This is a genomic window from Steroidobacter agaridevorans, assembly GCF_009932555.1.
Lineage (GTDB): Bacteria > Pseudomonadota > Gammaproteobacteria > Steroidobacterales > Steroidobacteraceae > Steroidobacter > Steroidobacter agaridevorans.
On the sequence record NZ_BLJO01000006.1, the window covers coordinates 448,899 to 462,269 of the forward strand.

The 13,371-nt window shown below is 61.8% G+C and carries 13 protein-coding genes and 1 pseudogene; 9 read left to right on the forward strand and 5 right to left on the reverse strand.

From position 1 onward, the window contains the following. Positions 1 to 55 precede the first annotated feature (55 nt). A complete protein-coding gene (locus GYH35_RS22975; protein WP_161829590.1) occupies positions 56 to 2,293 on the reverse strand; it encodes a TonB-dependent receptor in 2,238 nt (745 codons plus the stop codon). Positions 2,294 to 2,620: 327 nt separating this feature from the next. Between GYH35_RS22975 and GYH35_RS22980 the strand changes: the two genes are divergently transcribed. Then, positions 2,621 to 4,144, forward strand: coding sequence for a methyl-accepting chemotaxis protein (locus GYH35_RS22980; RefSeq protein WP_202624519.1), 1,524 nt, complete (start codon positions 2,621 to 2,623; stop codon positions 4,142 to 4,144). A 28-nt stretch (positions 4,145 to 4,172) separates the two neighbouring features. Further along, complete coding sequence (locus GYH35_RS22985; protein ID WP_161810328.1) at positions 4,173 to 5,132, forward strand: response regulator; 960 nt, start codon at positions 4,173 to 4,175, stop codon at positions 5,130 to 5,132. A 7-nt stretch (positions 5,133 to 5,139) separates the two neighbouring features. Here GYH35_RS22985 and GYH35_RS22990 read toward each other — a convergent pair whose 3' ends face one another. Then, positions 5,140 to 6,606, reverse strand: coding sequence for a protein adenylyltransferase SelO (locus tag GYH35_RS22990; RefSeq protein WP_161829591.1), 1,467 nt, complete (start codon positions 6,604 to 6,606; stop codon positions 5,140 to 5,142). Between the two features lie 117 nt (positions 6,607 to 6,723). Here GYH35_RS22990 and GYH35_RS35495 point away from each other — a divergent pair. The 3 genes and pseudogenes from GYH35_RS35495 to GYH35_RS23000 all read left to right on the forward strand — a co-directional run. Then, positions 6,724 to 7,266: pseudogene (locus GYH35_RS35495) on the forward strand (cysteine hydrolase family protein); the annotation flags it as partial. Positions 7,267 to 7,371: 105 nt separating this feature from the next. Further along, the gene (locus GYH35_RS35500; protein ID WP_407700223.1) at positions 7,372 to 7,860 is read left to right on the forward strand and encodes an NADAR family protein; all 489 of its coding nucleotides are present in this window, start codon (positions 7,372 to 7,374) and stop codon (positions 7,858 to 7,860) included. Further along, positions 7,860 to 8,417 carry a phosphodiester glycosidase family protein gene (locus tag GYH35_RS23000; RefSeq protein ID WP_161810326.1) on the forward strand — a complete coding sequence of 186 codons (558 nt, stop codon included), beginning with the start codon at positions 7,860 to 7,862 and terminating at the stop codon, positions 8,415 to 8,417. The genes GYH35_RS35500 and GYH35_RS23000 overlap by 1 nt, the downstream gene beginning before the upstream one ends. 110 nt (positions 8,418 to 8,527) lie before the next feature. On the opposite strand, the gene GYH35_RS23005 is transcribed toward GYH35_RS23000, so the two are convergent. Then, complete coding sequence (locus GYH35_RS23005; RefSeq protein WP_161829592.1) at positions 8,528 to 9,406, reverse strand: hypothetical protein; 879 nt, start codon at positions 9,404 to 9,406, stop codon at positions 8,528 to 8,530. A 37-nt stretch (positions 9,407 to 9,443) separates the two neighbouring features. After that, positions 9,444 to 10,208 (reverse strand): methanethiol S-methyltransferase, encoded by a 765-nt coding sequence (mddA, locus tag GYH35_RS23010; RefSeq protein WP_202624523.1) that lies wholly within the window; start codon positions 10,206 to 10,208, stop codon positions 9,444 to 9,446. A 138-nt stretch (positions 10,209 to 10,346) separates the two neighbouring features. Here mddA and GYH35_RS23015 point away from each other — a divergent pair, with 138 nt between their 5' ends. The 4 genes from GYH35_RS23015 to GYH35_RS23030 all read left to right on the forward strand — a co-directional run bounded on the left by GYH35_RS23015 (position 10,347) and on the right by GYH35_RS23030 (position 12,898). Continuing rightward, positions 10,347 to 11,432 (forward strand): alpha/beta fold hydrolase, encoded by a 1,086-nt coding sequence (locus tag GYH35_RS23015; protein ID WP_161810323.1) that lies wholly within the window; start codon positions 10,347 to 10,349, stop codon positions 11,430 to 11,432. A 164-nt stretch (positions 11,433 to 11,596) separates the two neighbouring features. Beyond that, the gene (locus GYH35_RS23020) at positions 11,597 to 11,932 is read left to right on the forward strand and encodes a hypothetical protein (RefSeq protein WP_161829594.1); all 336 of its coding nucleotides are present in this window, start codon (positions 11,597 to 11,599) and stop codon (positions 11,930 to 11,932) included. An 83-nt stretch (positions 11,933 to 12,015) separates the two neighbouring features. Next, a complete protein-coding gene (locus tag GYH35_RS23025; RefSeq protein ID WP_161829595.1) occupies positions 12,016 to 12,336 on the forward strand; it encodes a hypothetical protein in 321 nt (106 codons plus the stop codon). After that, on the forward strand, positions 12,311 to 12,898 hold the full coding sequence (locus GYH35_RS23030; protein WP_161829596.1) for a hypothetical protein: 588 nt from the start codon (positions 12,311 to 12,313) through the stop codon (positions 12,896 to 12,898). Before GYH35_RS23025 ends, GYH35_RS23030 begins: the two co-directional genes overlap by 26 nt. A gap of 4 nt (positions 12,899 to 12,902) precedes the next feature. Here GYH35_RS23030 and GYH35_RS23035 read toward each other — a convergent pair whose 3' ends face one another. Next, positions 12,903 to 13,322, reverse strand: coding sequence for a F0F1 ATP synthase subunit epsilon (locus GYH35_RS23035; protein WP_116808437.1), 420 nt, complete (start codon positions 13,320 to 13,322; stop codon positions 12,903 to 12,905). Positions 13,323 to 13,371 lie beyond the last annotated feature (49 nt).

The window sequence follows — 13,371 nt, forward strand, 5'->3', positions numbered from 1 at the left end:
GCGCCAGGAGAGAAGCGGCCGCCGCCGAACACGGCGACCGCATCGAACATCGAGGTTAGAAATCGAGCGAGGCCGACAGCACGAATGTGCGAGGCGAGCCGAGCACGAGGTAATTCGAACCCGCCGAACCGCCCACCGAGGCCCAGTAGTTCTTGTCCGTGACGTTGTCGAGGCGGGCGCGGAAGGTCAGCGTTCTCGTTTCGCCCAGCTCCAGCTCGTAACGCGCACCGAGATCCAGGCGCGTCCACGACGGAATGCTCAGCGTGTTGGTCAGGTTGGCTTCCTGCGAGCTGGTGTAGACGACGCGTCCGTCGACGCTCAAGCCTCTCGCCACATCCAGCTCCAGGCCGACGTTCGCTTGAATCTCCGGCACGCCGATGACGGTGTTGCCCTCGTTCCGCCCGAACTCCGTCTTGCGATATTCGGCGTCGAGGTACGTCACGCCGCCGAGCAGACGCAGGCTTTCGGCCGCCTGGCCGTAAGCGCTGAACTCGATGCCTCGATTGAGCTGCTCACCGTCATCGCGGACCACGTCGCCGGCCAGAATCGCCGTCGGCATGTTCACCCGGAACATGGACAGCGTGGCTCCGATCGAGCCGCCGTCGTACTTGGCGCCGATCTCATATTGCGTCGACACGAACGGGTCCAGCGTCTGACCGCCGTTGACCGGAGTGACGACGCCACTCGGCGTACTGACCGTGGTCGGGACCTGCGTCCCCTGCAGCAGACCTTCCGCGTAGTTCGCGTACAGCGAGAACTGATCCGCGATCTTGAACACAACCGCACCGATTGGCGTCACGACGTTTTCATCGTAGCCGCAGACGGGCGTCGCGCCCGGACGCGGAGTCACGCAGTTTTCTGCCCCGGTGTTGTAGTTGAAGGTGTGCTGCTCGATGATCTGATAGCGCGCACCGAGCGTGACGAGCACGCGCTCATCGGCGAATGCCAGCGTGTCGGCGGCCGCGATGCTCTTCGTCGTCGTCTCGGTGGTCGTGCGCGGATCGGACAGCACGCCGCCAAAGAATGTGCCGTCCGGACGCGCAGCCTGCACCGGATTGCGCAGATCGGTGACGATGCGGTCGGCCGGCAGCGCCATGACATAGGCATTCTTCGAATCCAGATCGAAGTACGAGCCCGACACGCTGACCCGATGGCCGACCGGGCCGGTATCGAACTCGAAACGGATGCCCGTATCGCCGGTGAGCACCAGGTCTTCGCGATAGTTTTCGAACAAGTACGTGGTGATACGATCCGGCGCGGCTGCCGTCGGGCTGAACGTCGGATTCGCCAACGCATTGTGTTCTTCGCTGTCGCGGATGCCGACGGCGGCCCAAACATCGATGTTGTCGCTGATGTCGTACTCGCCACGCGCGACCCCGAAGAAATCCTTCTCGCTGCTGAACGTCCAGTCCTGCGCATAGTTCTTCGACGAATCCGGCGCCCGCGGAATCGCCGTCAGCGATGGCGTCACGCTCGGACGAGGCGCATCGATATTGTGATCCTGCCAGCCGAAGTCGGCCGAGAAGCGCGCCTTCTCGCCGCGATAATCGACACCGAGCGAGAACATCGTGAGCTGCCGCTCCTGATCTTCGATCGACATCTCGCCATCGCGACGCACAGCGTTGGCGCGAAGGCCGAAGCTGTCGTCACCGCCAAAGCGGCGCCCGAAATCGGCGGCAGCGTAAGCCTGGCCATCGTTCTCGTAGCCCAGCGTCATCCGATTCAGATCCGCGTCGGGCGCGCGCTTCGGGACCAGATTGAATGAACCGCCGACGCCGCTGCCATTGGGCGCAGCGCCATTGAGGAAACTATTGGCGCCCCGGAACACTTCCACGCGCTCGAGGAATTCGGCGGCGACGTACTGACGCGGCAGCAATCCATACAAACCGTTGTAACCCATGTCGTCCGAGTACACCGGGAAGCCGCGCACGACGTACAACTCCTGAAAGTTGCCGAAGCCTCGAGCCACGCGCACGCCGGGATCGCTCTGCACGACATCGGCTACGCTTCGCGCCTGCAAGTTGCGCATGAATTCGGCGGTAAAGTTCGTGCTGTTGAATGGCGTATCCATGACATCGAGATTGCCGAACAAACCTACGCGTCCGCCGCGGGCGACCTGCCCGCCGGCGTACTCGGGCGGCAGCGATACTTGCGAGCCCGTGACGATCACGTAATCGATGATGTCGTCGTCGGCTTTGGACGAGGTCGCCTCCTGAGCGGCAACGTTTTGGGCGGCAATCAGAGCAGGGATCGCGAGGCTCGATAGCAACAATGAGCGGCGGACGGCCAGCATGGGAGTGACTCCTCTTGACGGGAACAGGCCAGATCGGCGCGGGACCAGCCGCGCCACCTACCCGAGGGTAGGATTACTGTGATGCGGATCAAAGTTATAAGGATATGAGTATCGTGGCGTGCTCAGGCGTGCACGCGTGACCGGGCCCATTCCTTGTGCATGCGGGCCCTTGAAATGCGCCCGTCAGTTTTTCGTCAGCTTTGGCGTTCGCTCGATCTGAGAAGCGCGTCGTGATGGAACTGGGAGGTCGGACACCTTGTGGCCTCAACCTCCCAGCGCCGGCGGACGACATAGTGGATTCACATTTGCCAGTTCCCGCGCTCCGCGATGTCAACTGCTCAACCCCGCCCTGCCATGCACGCCATTCACGTCCGAGCCGATCGCCTGATGGTCGGAGTGCTGGCCGGCTTGTTGGTCCTCACCTTCGCGCTCGCGCCTCGCTACGACACCTGGCAGTGGGCCTTGCTGGTCGGTCTGCCGGCCGCGCTGATCCCGGGTGCGTTCGCCTTCATCTACCCCGGCTCGCTGCTGACGCGCATGAGCGTCGCGACGTCGCTGATGGTGTTTTGCGCGCTCAATATTCACCAAGCTTACGGTCTCACGGAGCTGCACTTCGGTATCTTCGTGCTGCTCGCCTTCCTGCTCTGCTATCGCGACTGGCGGCCCATCGTCATGGCCGCCGGCGTGGCGGCGACCCATCACCTGTCGTTCTACTATTTTCAGCAGTGGGGCTACGGCGTCATGTGCTTCACCAAGCCCAGCCTGGGCATCGTGCTGGTCCATGCGTCCTATGTGATCGCGGAGACTGTGGTCCTTTCCTATCTGGCGCATCTGATGCGCGCCGAAAGCCTGCAAGCGGCGGAGCTGCAACGGCTCGTGGAAGCCATGGATCGGCAGGGCACGATCGACCTGCGCGAATCGGACGGCACCGTCGTCAGTCCTGCCGGTCGGGCTTTGAATAGCGTCATCACTCGCCTGCGCGACACTATCGCAGCACTCACCGACGGGACTCAGCTGGTCACCGCGGCCGCGCGTGAAAGCGCTAGCGACAGTGCGGAGCTCGCCGATCGCAACCGCACGCAGACCGACGCGCTTGCCGAAACCGGCGATGCTGTGCGGCAGTTGGGCGATATCGTCGCTCGCAACGCAGAGCAGGCCCGCGAAGCGAACCAGCTAGTGGATTCGGCGGTCACGATCGCAGCCAAAGGCGGCGATGTCGTCTCGCGCGTGGTGTCGACGATGGGTGAGATCAGCTCGTCGTCACGCAAGATCGTGGACATCATCGGCGTCATCGACGAGATCGCGTTTCAGACGAACCTGCTGGCGCTGAATGCAGCCGTTGAAGCGGCGCGTGCCGGCGAGCATGGCCGCGGCTTTGCCGTCGTCGCTTCGGAAGTGCGCAGCCTCGCGCAGCGCAGCGCTACCGCCGCGAAAGAAATCAAACAACTCATCGAGAACTCGGTCGACAACGTCGCTGCCGGCAGCACGTTGGTCGGCGAAGCGGGCGTCACGATGAACGACCTGGTTGCCGGTGTGCGCGGCATTGCCGACATCATGGACAAGCTGCAGGCTTCGTTTGCTCACGAGACCGGCGGCCTGCAACAGGTCGATCAGTCGTTGCAGAAGATGGACGCGGTCACGCAGAGCAACGGCGAGCTGGTGCGCTCCATGGCCGCGACCGCGGAAAACCTCAATGAGCGCGGCGAAGAGCTCAGCGCTGCCGTCAGCGTATTCGAGCTGGGAAAACGGCCTTTTCGGGCGATATGTGCGCCACTTCGCACCCGCTCCGGGAGCCGGCTCACAGAAACGACAAGCGCATTAACGCTAGTGGCGGCGGGAGGAGTACCGTAGCCGCATCTCACATAAGAACCCTCTCGACATGAGCGCTTCGCCTGATTTCTCGCCGCCCCGCCGCGTCCTGATCGTGGACGCCGATGTGGGCATGCGCGAGTCGGCGGCGGCACTGCTCAAGCTGCAGGGGTTCGAAGTCGCGGCCGCCGCCGACGGCGTCGAAGCGCTCACGATGTTCGCCCGCGAGTGGTTCCCCGTCGTCATCACCGACAGCGCCGTGCCGGCGGTCGATGACATCGAGTTCATCGCGCGGCTGCGCATTCTTTCCTTGGCGCCCGTCTACGTCATCATGCTCACGGAAATCGCGGACGTGCGATTTCAAGAGCGGGGCTATTGCATGGGCGTTGATCAGTACTTGATGCGTCAGAACGCGCTCGTCGAGATCGTGGGTCGCGTGCAGGCTGGCGTGGTAGCCATTCGCCGTCGCCAGTCCTCGAAGACTGGTCGTGCTCACGAGCCGGCTACCGTCGATTTGGAGAACGGCGCGCACACGGCGCGTCATTTGGTGGGCCGCTTGCGTGCGGAAATCGTTCAGGCGGGCCGCTCCAAGAAACCGTTGCAGTTACTGAGCGTCGGACTCGATGCGGCCGATGTCGCTGCGTTCAACCAGCACACCACGACAGGAACGATTTCAGACACGCTACTCAGCGCCGCGCACGACGCCATGCGGCCAAAGCTCGATTGGGTCGTACGACTGCCCGCGCCGGTCAATACGTGCCGGCTGGTCGTCGTCATGCCGGAGAGCGGGCCGATCGAAGCCGGTGCGATGGAACAAACCATTCGCAATGCGTTCGTTCACTGGGGCCTGAGCTCCGCCGCCAGCGGCATTCGGCTCTCGACTGGCCTGGCCGCATTCGCGGGTGACGAGGACGCGCCTGCTGCCCTCGAGCTGCTCGGCCAGGCGGAGCGCAGCCGTCGTACTAACGACATGATGTCGAGGTCATCGGCCGCTCGCTCGGAGTCGGTTCCGGCGCAAGACGCGGCGTGATCGCGTCTCAAGTCCCGCAGAAGGTCTTGTATTTCTGATCTGACGACGGCGGCGGTTGCGTGTATTCCGCGGCGTCCGGTTGTCGCTCGTAAGGCCGCTGCAGAATTCCAAGCAGATCGTTGAAGGGCTGCATGTCGCCTGCGGTTGCGGCTTGTAACGCTGCCTCGACGCGATGATTGCGAGGAAGGTACTCGGGATTGGCGAGGCGCATTGTTTCCGCTCGCTCAGCGGGCGTTTGCGGGTCTAGCACTAGCCGTGCGCGCCAGGCTTTGAGCCAGCCATCGATGTCCGCGGGTGTGTTGAACAGTTCGTGCACGGTGGCGTCGTCGCTTGGGTTGTCTGCGACGCGTGACAGCTTGCTGAACGTCAGCGTGAAATCGGTCTGAGCCTTTTGCATGGCCGCCAATAGCAAAGAGATCAGATCGGCATCGCCCTCCTCGGCGGAAGCAAGACCGATCTTCCGGCGCATGTGCGCGAGAAACGCAGTCTCGAATTGGGCCACGAAGCCTTCGATCGCTTCGGTCGCGAGCTCGATCGATTTTTTTTCGTCGGAGTCGATCAGCGGAAGCAATGTTTCCGCCAGTCGCGCGAGATTCCATTGCGCGATGCCGGGCTGGTTCGTATAGGAATAGCGGCCGCCGAGGTCGATGGAGCTGAAGACGGTGCTCGGGTCATATCGATCCATGAAGGCACAGGGACCGTAGTCGATCGTCTCGCCCGACAGCGCCATGTTGTCTGTATTCATGACGCCGTGGATGAAACCGACGCGCATCCAATCGGCAATCAGTGCCGCCTGCCGCGCCGTGATCGCCTTGAGCACTGCGAGCGCGGGCACGTCGGCATTTTTTGCGTCGGGATAATGGCGTGCGATCACATAGTTCAGCAGCTCCTGCAGCGCTTCTTGATCGCCACGCGCGGCGAAGTATTGAAACGTTCCCACTCGGATGTGACTTGCGGCGACTCGCGTCAATATCGCGCCGGGCAGGATTTCGGTTCGATATACCTGTTCGCCGGTTGTGACTACCGCGAGCGACCGCGTGGTCGGGATACCCAAGGCGTGCATCGCCTCGCTGATCAAATACTCTCGAAGCATCGGCCCAATCGCCGCGCGACCGTCGCCGCCCCGGGAGAACGGCGTGCGGCCGGAGCCTTTTAGTTGGACATCGCGCAGGACGCCCTGACGGTCTCGGATTTCTCCCAGAAGAATCGCCCGACCATCGCCGAGTTGCGGCACGAACGAGCCGAACTGATGGCCGGCGTATGCCATCGCGATCGGCATCGAATCCTCCGCCAATTCATTCCCAGAGAACACCGCCGCGGCCTGGCGGGCGTCCATGTCGGGATCCAATCGCAGCTCGGCGGCCAGCGCGCGATTGAAAATGACCACCTGCGGATCGGTAACCTTCGCAGGTTCGACGCGTGCGTAGAACCTTGCGGGCAGGGTCGCGTAGCTGTGTTCGAAGCCAAGTTTCATTCGTGCATCGTACCGCGCACTTCGATCTCCTGCATGCGCACATGTATGACACTCGGGCGTTCATTTACACTTGGGCTCATCTCGAATTTCAGGCTTCGGCGCTCCAGCCAGCACGCTATGAACACACCTTTGCCGACACTCCTCATCATCGACATGCAGAAGGGCATGGCGAGCCCGGCCGCCGGGCCCAGGAACAATCCGAATGCGGAAGGGAATATCGCGGCGTTGCTGAAGGCCTGGCGGGGTGTTGGCGCGACCGTGGTGCACGTTCGGCACATCTCGAGAACGCCTGGCTCGCCGTTCTGGCCGGGTCAGCCGGGCGTTGAGTTTCAGGAGGCGCTCGCGCCGCTGCCGGGCGAGCATGTTGTCGAGAAGAATGTGCCGGATGCGCTGGTGAATACCGGGCTCGAGAAATGGCTGCGCGTGCGAGGAGTCTCTCAGCTGGTGATCGTCGGCGTCAGTACGAACAACTCAGTCGAGGCGACGGCGCGAACGGCAGGTAATCTTGGATTCCAAACGCAGGTCGTCGCGGACGCAACCTTTGCGTTCGATAAGGTCGACTATCACGGAACGAAGCGCGCGGCGGAGGAGGTCCACGCAATGGCGCTCGCCAATCTCAATGGCGAATATGCGACTATTACAACCACTGATCGACTGCTGCCCCAAAACAAGACCGAGAGGGTCGCAACGGTGGCGAAAGCTACCGTGACGAATGACAGCCAGCATGTCGAGAACCTGCGTTCTCGTTTCAACGCTGGCGAGCCCATGGAATTTCTGTTCTTCTGGGGACGCAAGACCAGCAACAAGCAAGTGACCGCGGCGTGCTTCAGTCAGTGGTATGAGGCTGCGTTCGTTGTGGACACAGAGCGCTATTTGACCGCCGAGCACTTCATGATGGCAGAGAAGGCTGCTCTATTCGGCGACCAGGAGACGAGAGCGCAGATTCTCCAGGCCGCAAATCCCGGCGCTGCGAAAGCGCTCGGCCGTAAGGTGCGCGGCTTCGATGATGCCGTGTGGGCGGAGCACAGGTTTGGCATCGTTGTGCGGGCCAACCAAGCCAAGTTTTCTCAGAATCCTGCGTTGCGCCAGTTTCTGGAGAGCACCGGTTCTCGGATTCTGGTCGAGGCGAGCCCGGTCGACAGGATCTGGGGCATCGGGATGGCGAAGGATCACGATCGCGCCAATGATCCGAACTCGTGGCGTGGACTCAATCTGCTCGGCTTCGCTCTCATGCAAGTACGCCACGACGTGTGATGAAGCTCATCCTCGCCCTGACGCTCCTCGCGGCGCCGTTGCTTGCCGGCGGCCAGCAGTTCACCGCATTCGAACCCGATCTTTCGCCGGTCGGCCTCTTTGTGGCGCACGGTCGCGAGCTCACGCCCTTGAACCTGGCAGGGGGTCGCGGCAATTTCTTCATGAAGCCCAACGGGGTCTTTGTCGTCACTAAGACCGGACCGCAGATCGTCAGGTCAACGAAGTATTCTGCGCCAGCAACCGGAGTGTTACTTGCCACTCAATCGGGGCCGCTGCTGCTGGAAGGAGGCGCCATCAACCCGGCTTTCAATCCCGCCTCCAAATCGAAGCACATTCGCAATGGCGTCGGCGTGCGCGGCAGCGAAGCGATCTTTGTGATCAGCAATGCGCCCGTGACCTTCTACGAGTTCGCAGCCTACTTCAAAGACCAGCTGCACTGCCGGGACGCCCTCTATTTCGATGGCGTGGTTTCGTCTCTATTTGCTCCAGACCAGGGGCGGAAAGATTCAAGCGTCGACCTCGGCCCTATGATCGCGGTGGTGGAAACAGGCCTGTAAATTAATGGCGGCGGCCATGCGGCATTGCCGCCCTGCTCTTCGAGGCGTATGGGCGGTTCGATATCGAAGGGCGCAAAGCAGGCGTCCTGCTGTGCCGAAGTTGAATCGCTTCAAACATCCACGTCGAAGCAGGCCCGCCCACCGCTGCCTGCGGCCTTCGCGAGCGTTGCGCTCAAGCTGGCAAGGATCTCGAGCACCTGCTTCTTCGATGCGATCTTGTGAGCGCCGCTCTCGATGGCGGCGATCAGAGCTCGAACCGTCGTCAGTATCTCGGACGCGGCGGCTCCCGCCGTTTCTCCTTCCTCATCGAAGGCAATGAATGCCGAGAGCGGTTGAACGCCGAGAGACTGGGACAAAGCGTCGAGTTTGTTCCAGACCTTGCCCAGCGCCGCCGCAGTTTCGTCATTCATCACGTCGGACTCAGGATACGTGACAAGGTACATCGGCCGGCTCGCTGTTCGAAACATCATCACGGCTTCGCGCTGAAGCTCACGCATTTCATTCACGAAGCTCAAGTCGCCGATTGCGTCGATCCAGGCCCGAGCGAATGATTCTTCGTGCTCTTGCATCTCGCGCGCGGATTCAGCGATGCCATCGGGCATCAGCGCCAGGCTAAGGCGTTTCGATACCAGACCCGAAGCGAAGTGAGTACGTGCGTGCGCTCGCAAGACGTCTTCGGAGGTGCCCTGCTCCAGGTACAGGCCCTTCACATTCGAATCCATTTCCTCGCGGCTTGGCGCAAGCGCATTGATCGCCGCCACGCGCGCTTTGGAATAAATCTCTCCACGCGCGTGACGCTTCGCAGTGGCTTCCTTCGAGTGCGCCTGCCGATGTTCCATCAGAGCGTCCCGAAGACTCGCGAGGTGCTCGATCTTGGCCTGCTCCTCGGGCGTCCTGACCATTGCGAGCGCAATGGCCAGGGCGCGTTCCTCCATGTAGTACTCCAGGGAGGTGTCGATGGGCGACTCGTCCACGAGGGCGGCGTTCATAATGGTGCGCGATATATCACAGCACTCGCAGCCAGAATCACGACTGTTTCACGCCGTCGGCGAGACCGGTCACTCGTCGCCCTTTGGTGAAGGGAATCAGTGCCGGCACCCTGCGACGGTAGCTCGCATATTCGGGGAAGGCACGAATCAGATCGCGCTCCTCGAGCTGAATGGCGATCAAAATATAGGCCGTGGTCATCAGCGCAAACAGCAGGTGAGCGGCCGTCATCGTCGGCGTGCACCAGAAGATGAGCAGCCAGCCCACATAGAGCGGATGGCGCACCACCTTGTAGAGGCTGGGCGTGCGGAACGCGATATCCGTATAAGGACGGCCGCGAAAATACAGCCACGACTGGCGCAGCCCGAACAGATCGAAATGATTGATCAGGAACGTCGAGGTCAACAGCAGAATCCAGCCGGATGCATAGCCGGCATACAACAGGCCCTTGCCGAGCGCGCTATCGACCTGCCAGATCACGGCGCCGATCGGTTGCCACAGCGCGAACAGCAGGATCAATGCCAGGCTGGACAACAACACATAGGTGCTGCGCTCGGCGGCGACGGGCACGAATTGCGTCCACCATCGCTTGAAAGCCGGCCGCGCCATGATGCTGTGCTGAAGCGCAAATACCGCCAGCAGCCCGATATTGATGGCAATCGCCTGGCCGACGCCGCGGCCGGGGGCGGCATCGATGGCATTGTCGATCAGGAAATTGCCAAGAAAGGCAATGGCATAGAGAAAGGTGGCGAAGAACACGGCGTAGCACGCGACTCCGTACAGCAACACCAGCGTGCGTTTCATGGGAGCCTCCGAGGGTGTGTGGAGGCCTCGTAGCATGGTCCTGCCGGGCGCCGCGAAACAGATGAAGGATGTCCCGAACGCAGGCATCATCGCCCGGGCGGCGGGGACATTTGTCCCGACTCCGCAGAAAGGGCACGTATGGGGAATCAAACGATTCGTCAGTCCATCCGGTACGTGAGATCCAACGACGGAGTACGACTCGCGTGGGCCTCGACCGGCAGCGGGCCGCCCCTGGTCAAGGCAGCGAACTGGCTGACCCATCTGCAATACGATCTGGAAAGCCCGGTGTGGCGACACTGGATCGAATTCTTCGCCGAACATTTTCATTTCATCCGCTACGACGAGCGCGGCTGCGGCATGTCGCAGTGGGAAGTCCCGGAAGTTTCTTTGCCGCGCTGGGTCGACGATCTCACTGCGGTTATCGATGCGGCCGATTGCGATGAGCCGATGACGTTGCTTGGCATCTCGCAAGGCGCATCGGCTTGTATTGCGTATGCAGTACAGCACCCGGATCGTGTGTCGCACCTGATTCTTTACGGCGGTTACGCGACCGGTTGGGCGAAGCGCGGCGATCCGCAAGGCTTGCGGCGCTTCCAGGCGATCGTCGAGTTGATTCGCCTGGGCTGGGGCACGGACACCGTCGCCTTTCGTCAGGTGTTCACTTCGCGCTTCGCGCCGGGCGCCAGTCAGCAGCAGCTCGAATGGTTCAATGAGCTCTGCCGCCGGACCACGACGCCCGAAATCGCCGCGCATCTGATGCTGGCCCGTTCTGAAGTGGACGTTAGAGAGTTGTTGTCGCAACTGAAGGTGCCGACACTCGTCATTCATCCTGTCGACGATCAAGTCACTCCGCTCAGCGCCAGTCGCGAGCTGGCGGCCGAGATTCCCAACGCGGAGTTCGTGCAGCTGGAGTCGCGCAATCACGTGCTGCTCGAGCACGAGCCGGCGTGGGCGCACTTCAAGGAGATCGTGCTCGAGTTCACCGGACGCGGCGGCAGGGAACACTCAGCTGACCGTTTCGGCGAGCTGTCACCTCGGGAACGCGACGTACTGGGCGGCCTGGCCGCCGGTCACAGCAATGCGCAGATCGCGACGAGCCTGCACCTCAGCGAGAAGACGGTTCGTAACATCGTGTCGCGAATCTTCGAGAAGCTCGATGTCGAATCGCGCACGCAGGCGGCGATGCTCGCGCGGGATCATGGCTTCAAAGCTGAACCGACCTGACATATTTCCCAAAATAACGAGCGCGGGGTGTGCCGAATGATCGTATTATTCGGGACATAACGATTACTCAGCGGTGTTTTGGTGTGGAAGCAACTTGCGCTGGATCGCATTGATCTGACGGCGCTCGTCTGTGGGCTGGCGGTCAAAGGACCGCCGGAGTCGACGTGAATTCGACGATTCAAGGCGCCCTCGACATGGCGCCCCGACTCGCTGCCGTGGAGCTGCTTTTCCTGGTCCTCTGGCAATCCCGTTTTTGGGTTTTGGCGCGGCAGGGTTTCAGCGGCAACCCCTTCGACCATGGCCCATGGTGGAGCGTCGCGTTCTTCCGCATCTGGGCAGCGTGGCATCTGCCCGTGCTGCTGCTTCAGACCGGTGTCTCCGCTATGTTTCGCAAGCCGAGTTTCGCGGTACGCGTGCCGCTGCTCGCTGTTTCGCTCCTGCTGCACGCGGTCAATCTGGTCCTGACTGTTCTGATCGCCTGGTTCTTCACGCGCCGGTAGGCCCGTGCTTTTCGCCAACCAATTCCTAGGGCAGGACGGCCTCGCTGTGATATTCCGTCGCCGTCACGGAGAGGAGCTACGGAATGCCCACCAGCCTGGTTATCGTCAAAACACCCTACTCGCCCGAGGGCGCCATCGATCCTCTGGATCTCGATAACGATCCCAGTTTCAAGAGCGGCGACTACCGCGCTTTAGCGGAACGCATTGTCAGTGCCATCGTCTGGAGTGACGACGAGGGACAGGGAGAGATCGGAGGCCATGCTGCCTCTTTGATAGCCACGGACGCTTGTTTGTTTATCAACTTCGACGACGACGTTGCGACCGACGTCGTGCGGAACCTCACGGTTCAGATGCTCGAGCTCGGCGCAGTCGTTCTGGATGCGGACAGCGCAGAAACGCTTTGAAATGGAACGAGAGCAACAGGAGTACGCCCCGCGATACTCGCTGCGAGAGCGGATCAGACACGCCATCGTCGGCGTAGGCTGCGTCTCGATCTTCTTCGCATTCTGGCAATGGTGGGCGTTACCGCAATGGAGCGAGTTCGCGCGAACTGCGCACTGCCGGACGGTGCTTGGCTTTGCCGGCAGCAGCGTGATGCTGTACGTAGTGTTTGTTGCCGTTCCGTTGGCGATCGCCATCTCCCTCGGCGCGTTCATGGTTCCAGCTGCGCTGCGTTCGATTCGCGCCCGGCAATATCCGCCGCCCGGGCAGAAGGTGCATGGAAAAGTCAGGATCCGCACCGGCCGGATAGCGGTGGTGTCGGCGGCGGGCGATCTGGCGTTGATTGCTGCCTTCGTGGGTATCGCGCTCTGGGGTAGCCAGCAACCTCGCCAGATCCTCGAACAAGCCCAACCGAAGCGTGATGCAACGTGCTCCGGCGTGCGTTCGGAGTCCCCAAAAGCAATCGCCTCGCTGGATGGCGAGGCGATGCGTGAAGGAACATTGTCAGCGGGCGACACCCGCTAGCGGATCACTGCTTGATCTTGCGCAGCTTCTCGATCGCCTTGATCTGAGCGACGGCGCGAGCCAGCTCGGCTTGAGCTTCGGCGACGTCGATCTTGCCGGCGCGATCCTTCAGAGCTTCTTCCGCACGCTGCTTGGCTTGCAGAGCGGCGGCTTCGTCGATGTCCTTGGCGCGCAGAGCAGTGTCGGCGAGCACGGTGACGAGATGCGGCTGGATTTCGATGGCGCCGCCGCCAACGAAGAAGAACTGCTCTTCACCGCCCGGCAGTTGCACGCGCACTTCACCCGGCTTGAGCGTCGTCAGCAACGGCGCGTGACGAGGCGCGATACCGATCTCGCCCATGGCGGCCGGCGCGAAAACCATAGCGGCTTCGCCCGAGAAGATCTGGCCTTCGGCGCTGACGATATCGACGTGAATAGTTGCCATGTGCTCTCACTGCTCCATTGCGGAAAAATCGCTCGCGGCGCTTTTCCGC

What these genes read in the sequence shown, in the direction of transcription:
- GYH35_RS22975 (WP_161829590.1), bottom strand. Translation starts at nt 2,293, where the DNA reads ATGCTGGCCGTCCGCCGCTCATTGTTGCTATCGAGCCTCGCGATCCCT.
- GYH35_RS22980 (WP_202624519.1), top strand. Translation starts at nt 2,621, where the DNA reads ATGTCAACTGCTCAACCCCGCCCTGCCATGCACGCCATTCACGTCCGA.
- GYH35_RS22985 (WP_161810328.1), top strand. Translation starts at nt 4,173, where the DNA reads ATGAGCGCTTCGCCTGATTTCTCGCCGCCCCGCCGCGTCCTGATCGTG.
- GYH35_RS22990 (WP_161829591.1), bottom strand. Translation starts at nt 6,606, where the DNA reads ATGAAACTTGGCTTCGAACACAGCTACGCGACCCTGCCCGCAAGGTTC.
- GYH35_RS35500 (WP_407700223.1), top strand. Translation starts at nt 7,372, where the DNA reads ATGGAATTTCTGTTCTTCTGGGGACGCAAGACCAGCAACAAGCAAGTG.
- GYH35_RS23000 (WP_161810326.1), top strand. Translation starts at nt 7,860, where the DNA reads ATGAAGCTCATCCTCGCCCTGACGCTCCTCGCGGCGCCGTTGCTTGCC.
- GYH35_RS23005 (WP_161829592.1), bottom strand. Translation starts at nt 9,406, where the DNA reads ATGAACGCCGCCCTCGTGGACGAGTCGCCCATCGACACCTCCCTGGAG.
- mddA (WP_202624523.1), bottom strand. Translation starts at nt 10,208, where the DNA reads ATGAAACGCACGCTGGTGTTGCTGTACGGAGTCGCGTGCTACGCCGTG.
- GYH35_RS23015 (WP_161810323.1), top strand. Translation starts at nt 10,347, where the DNA reads ATGGGGAATCAAACGATTCGTCAGTCCATCCGGTACGTGAGATCCAAC.
- GYH35_RS23025 (WP_161829595.1), top strand. Translation starts at nt 12,016, where the DNA reads ATGCCCACCAGCCTGGTTATCGTCAAAACACCCTACTCGCCCGAGGGC.
- GYH35_RS23030 (WP_161829596.1), top strand. Translation starts at nt 12,311, where the DNA reads ATGCGGACAGCGCAGAAACGCTTTGAAATGGAACGAGAGCAACAGGAG.
- GYH35_RS23035 (WP_116808437.1), bottom strand. Translation starts at nt 13,322, where the DNA reads ATGGCAACTATTCACGTCGATATCGTCAGCGCCGAAGGCCAGATCTTC.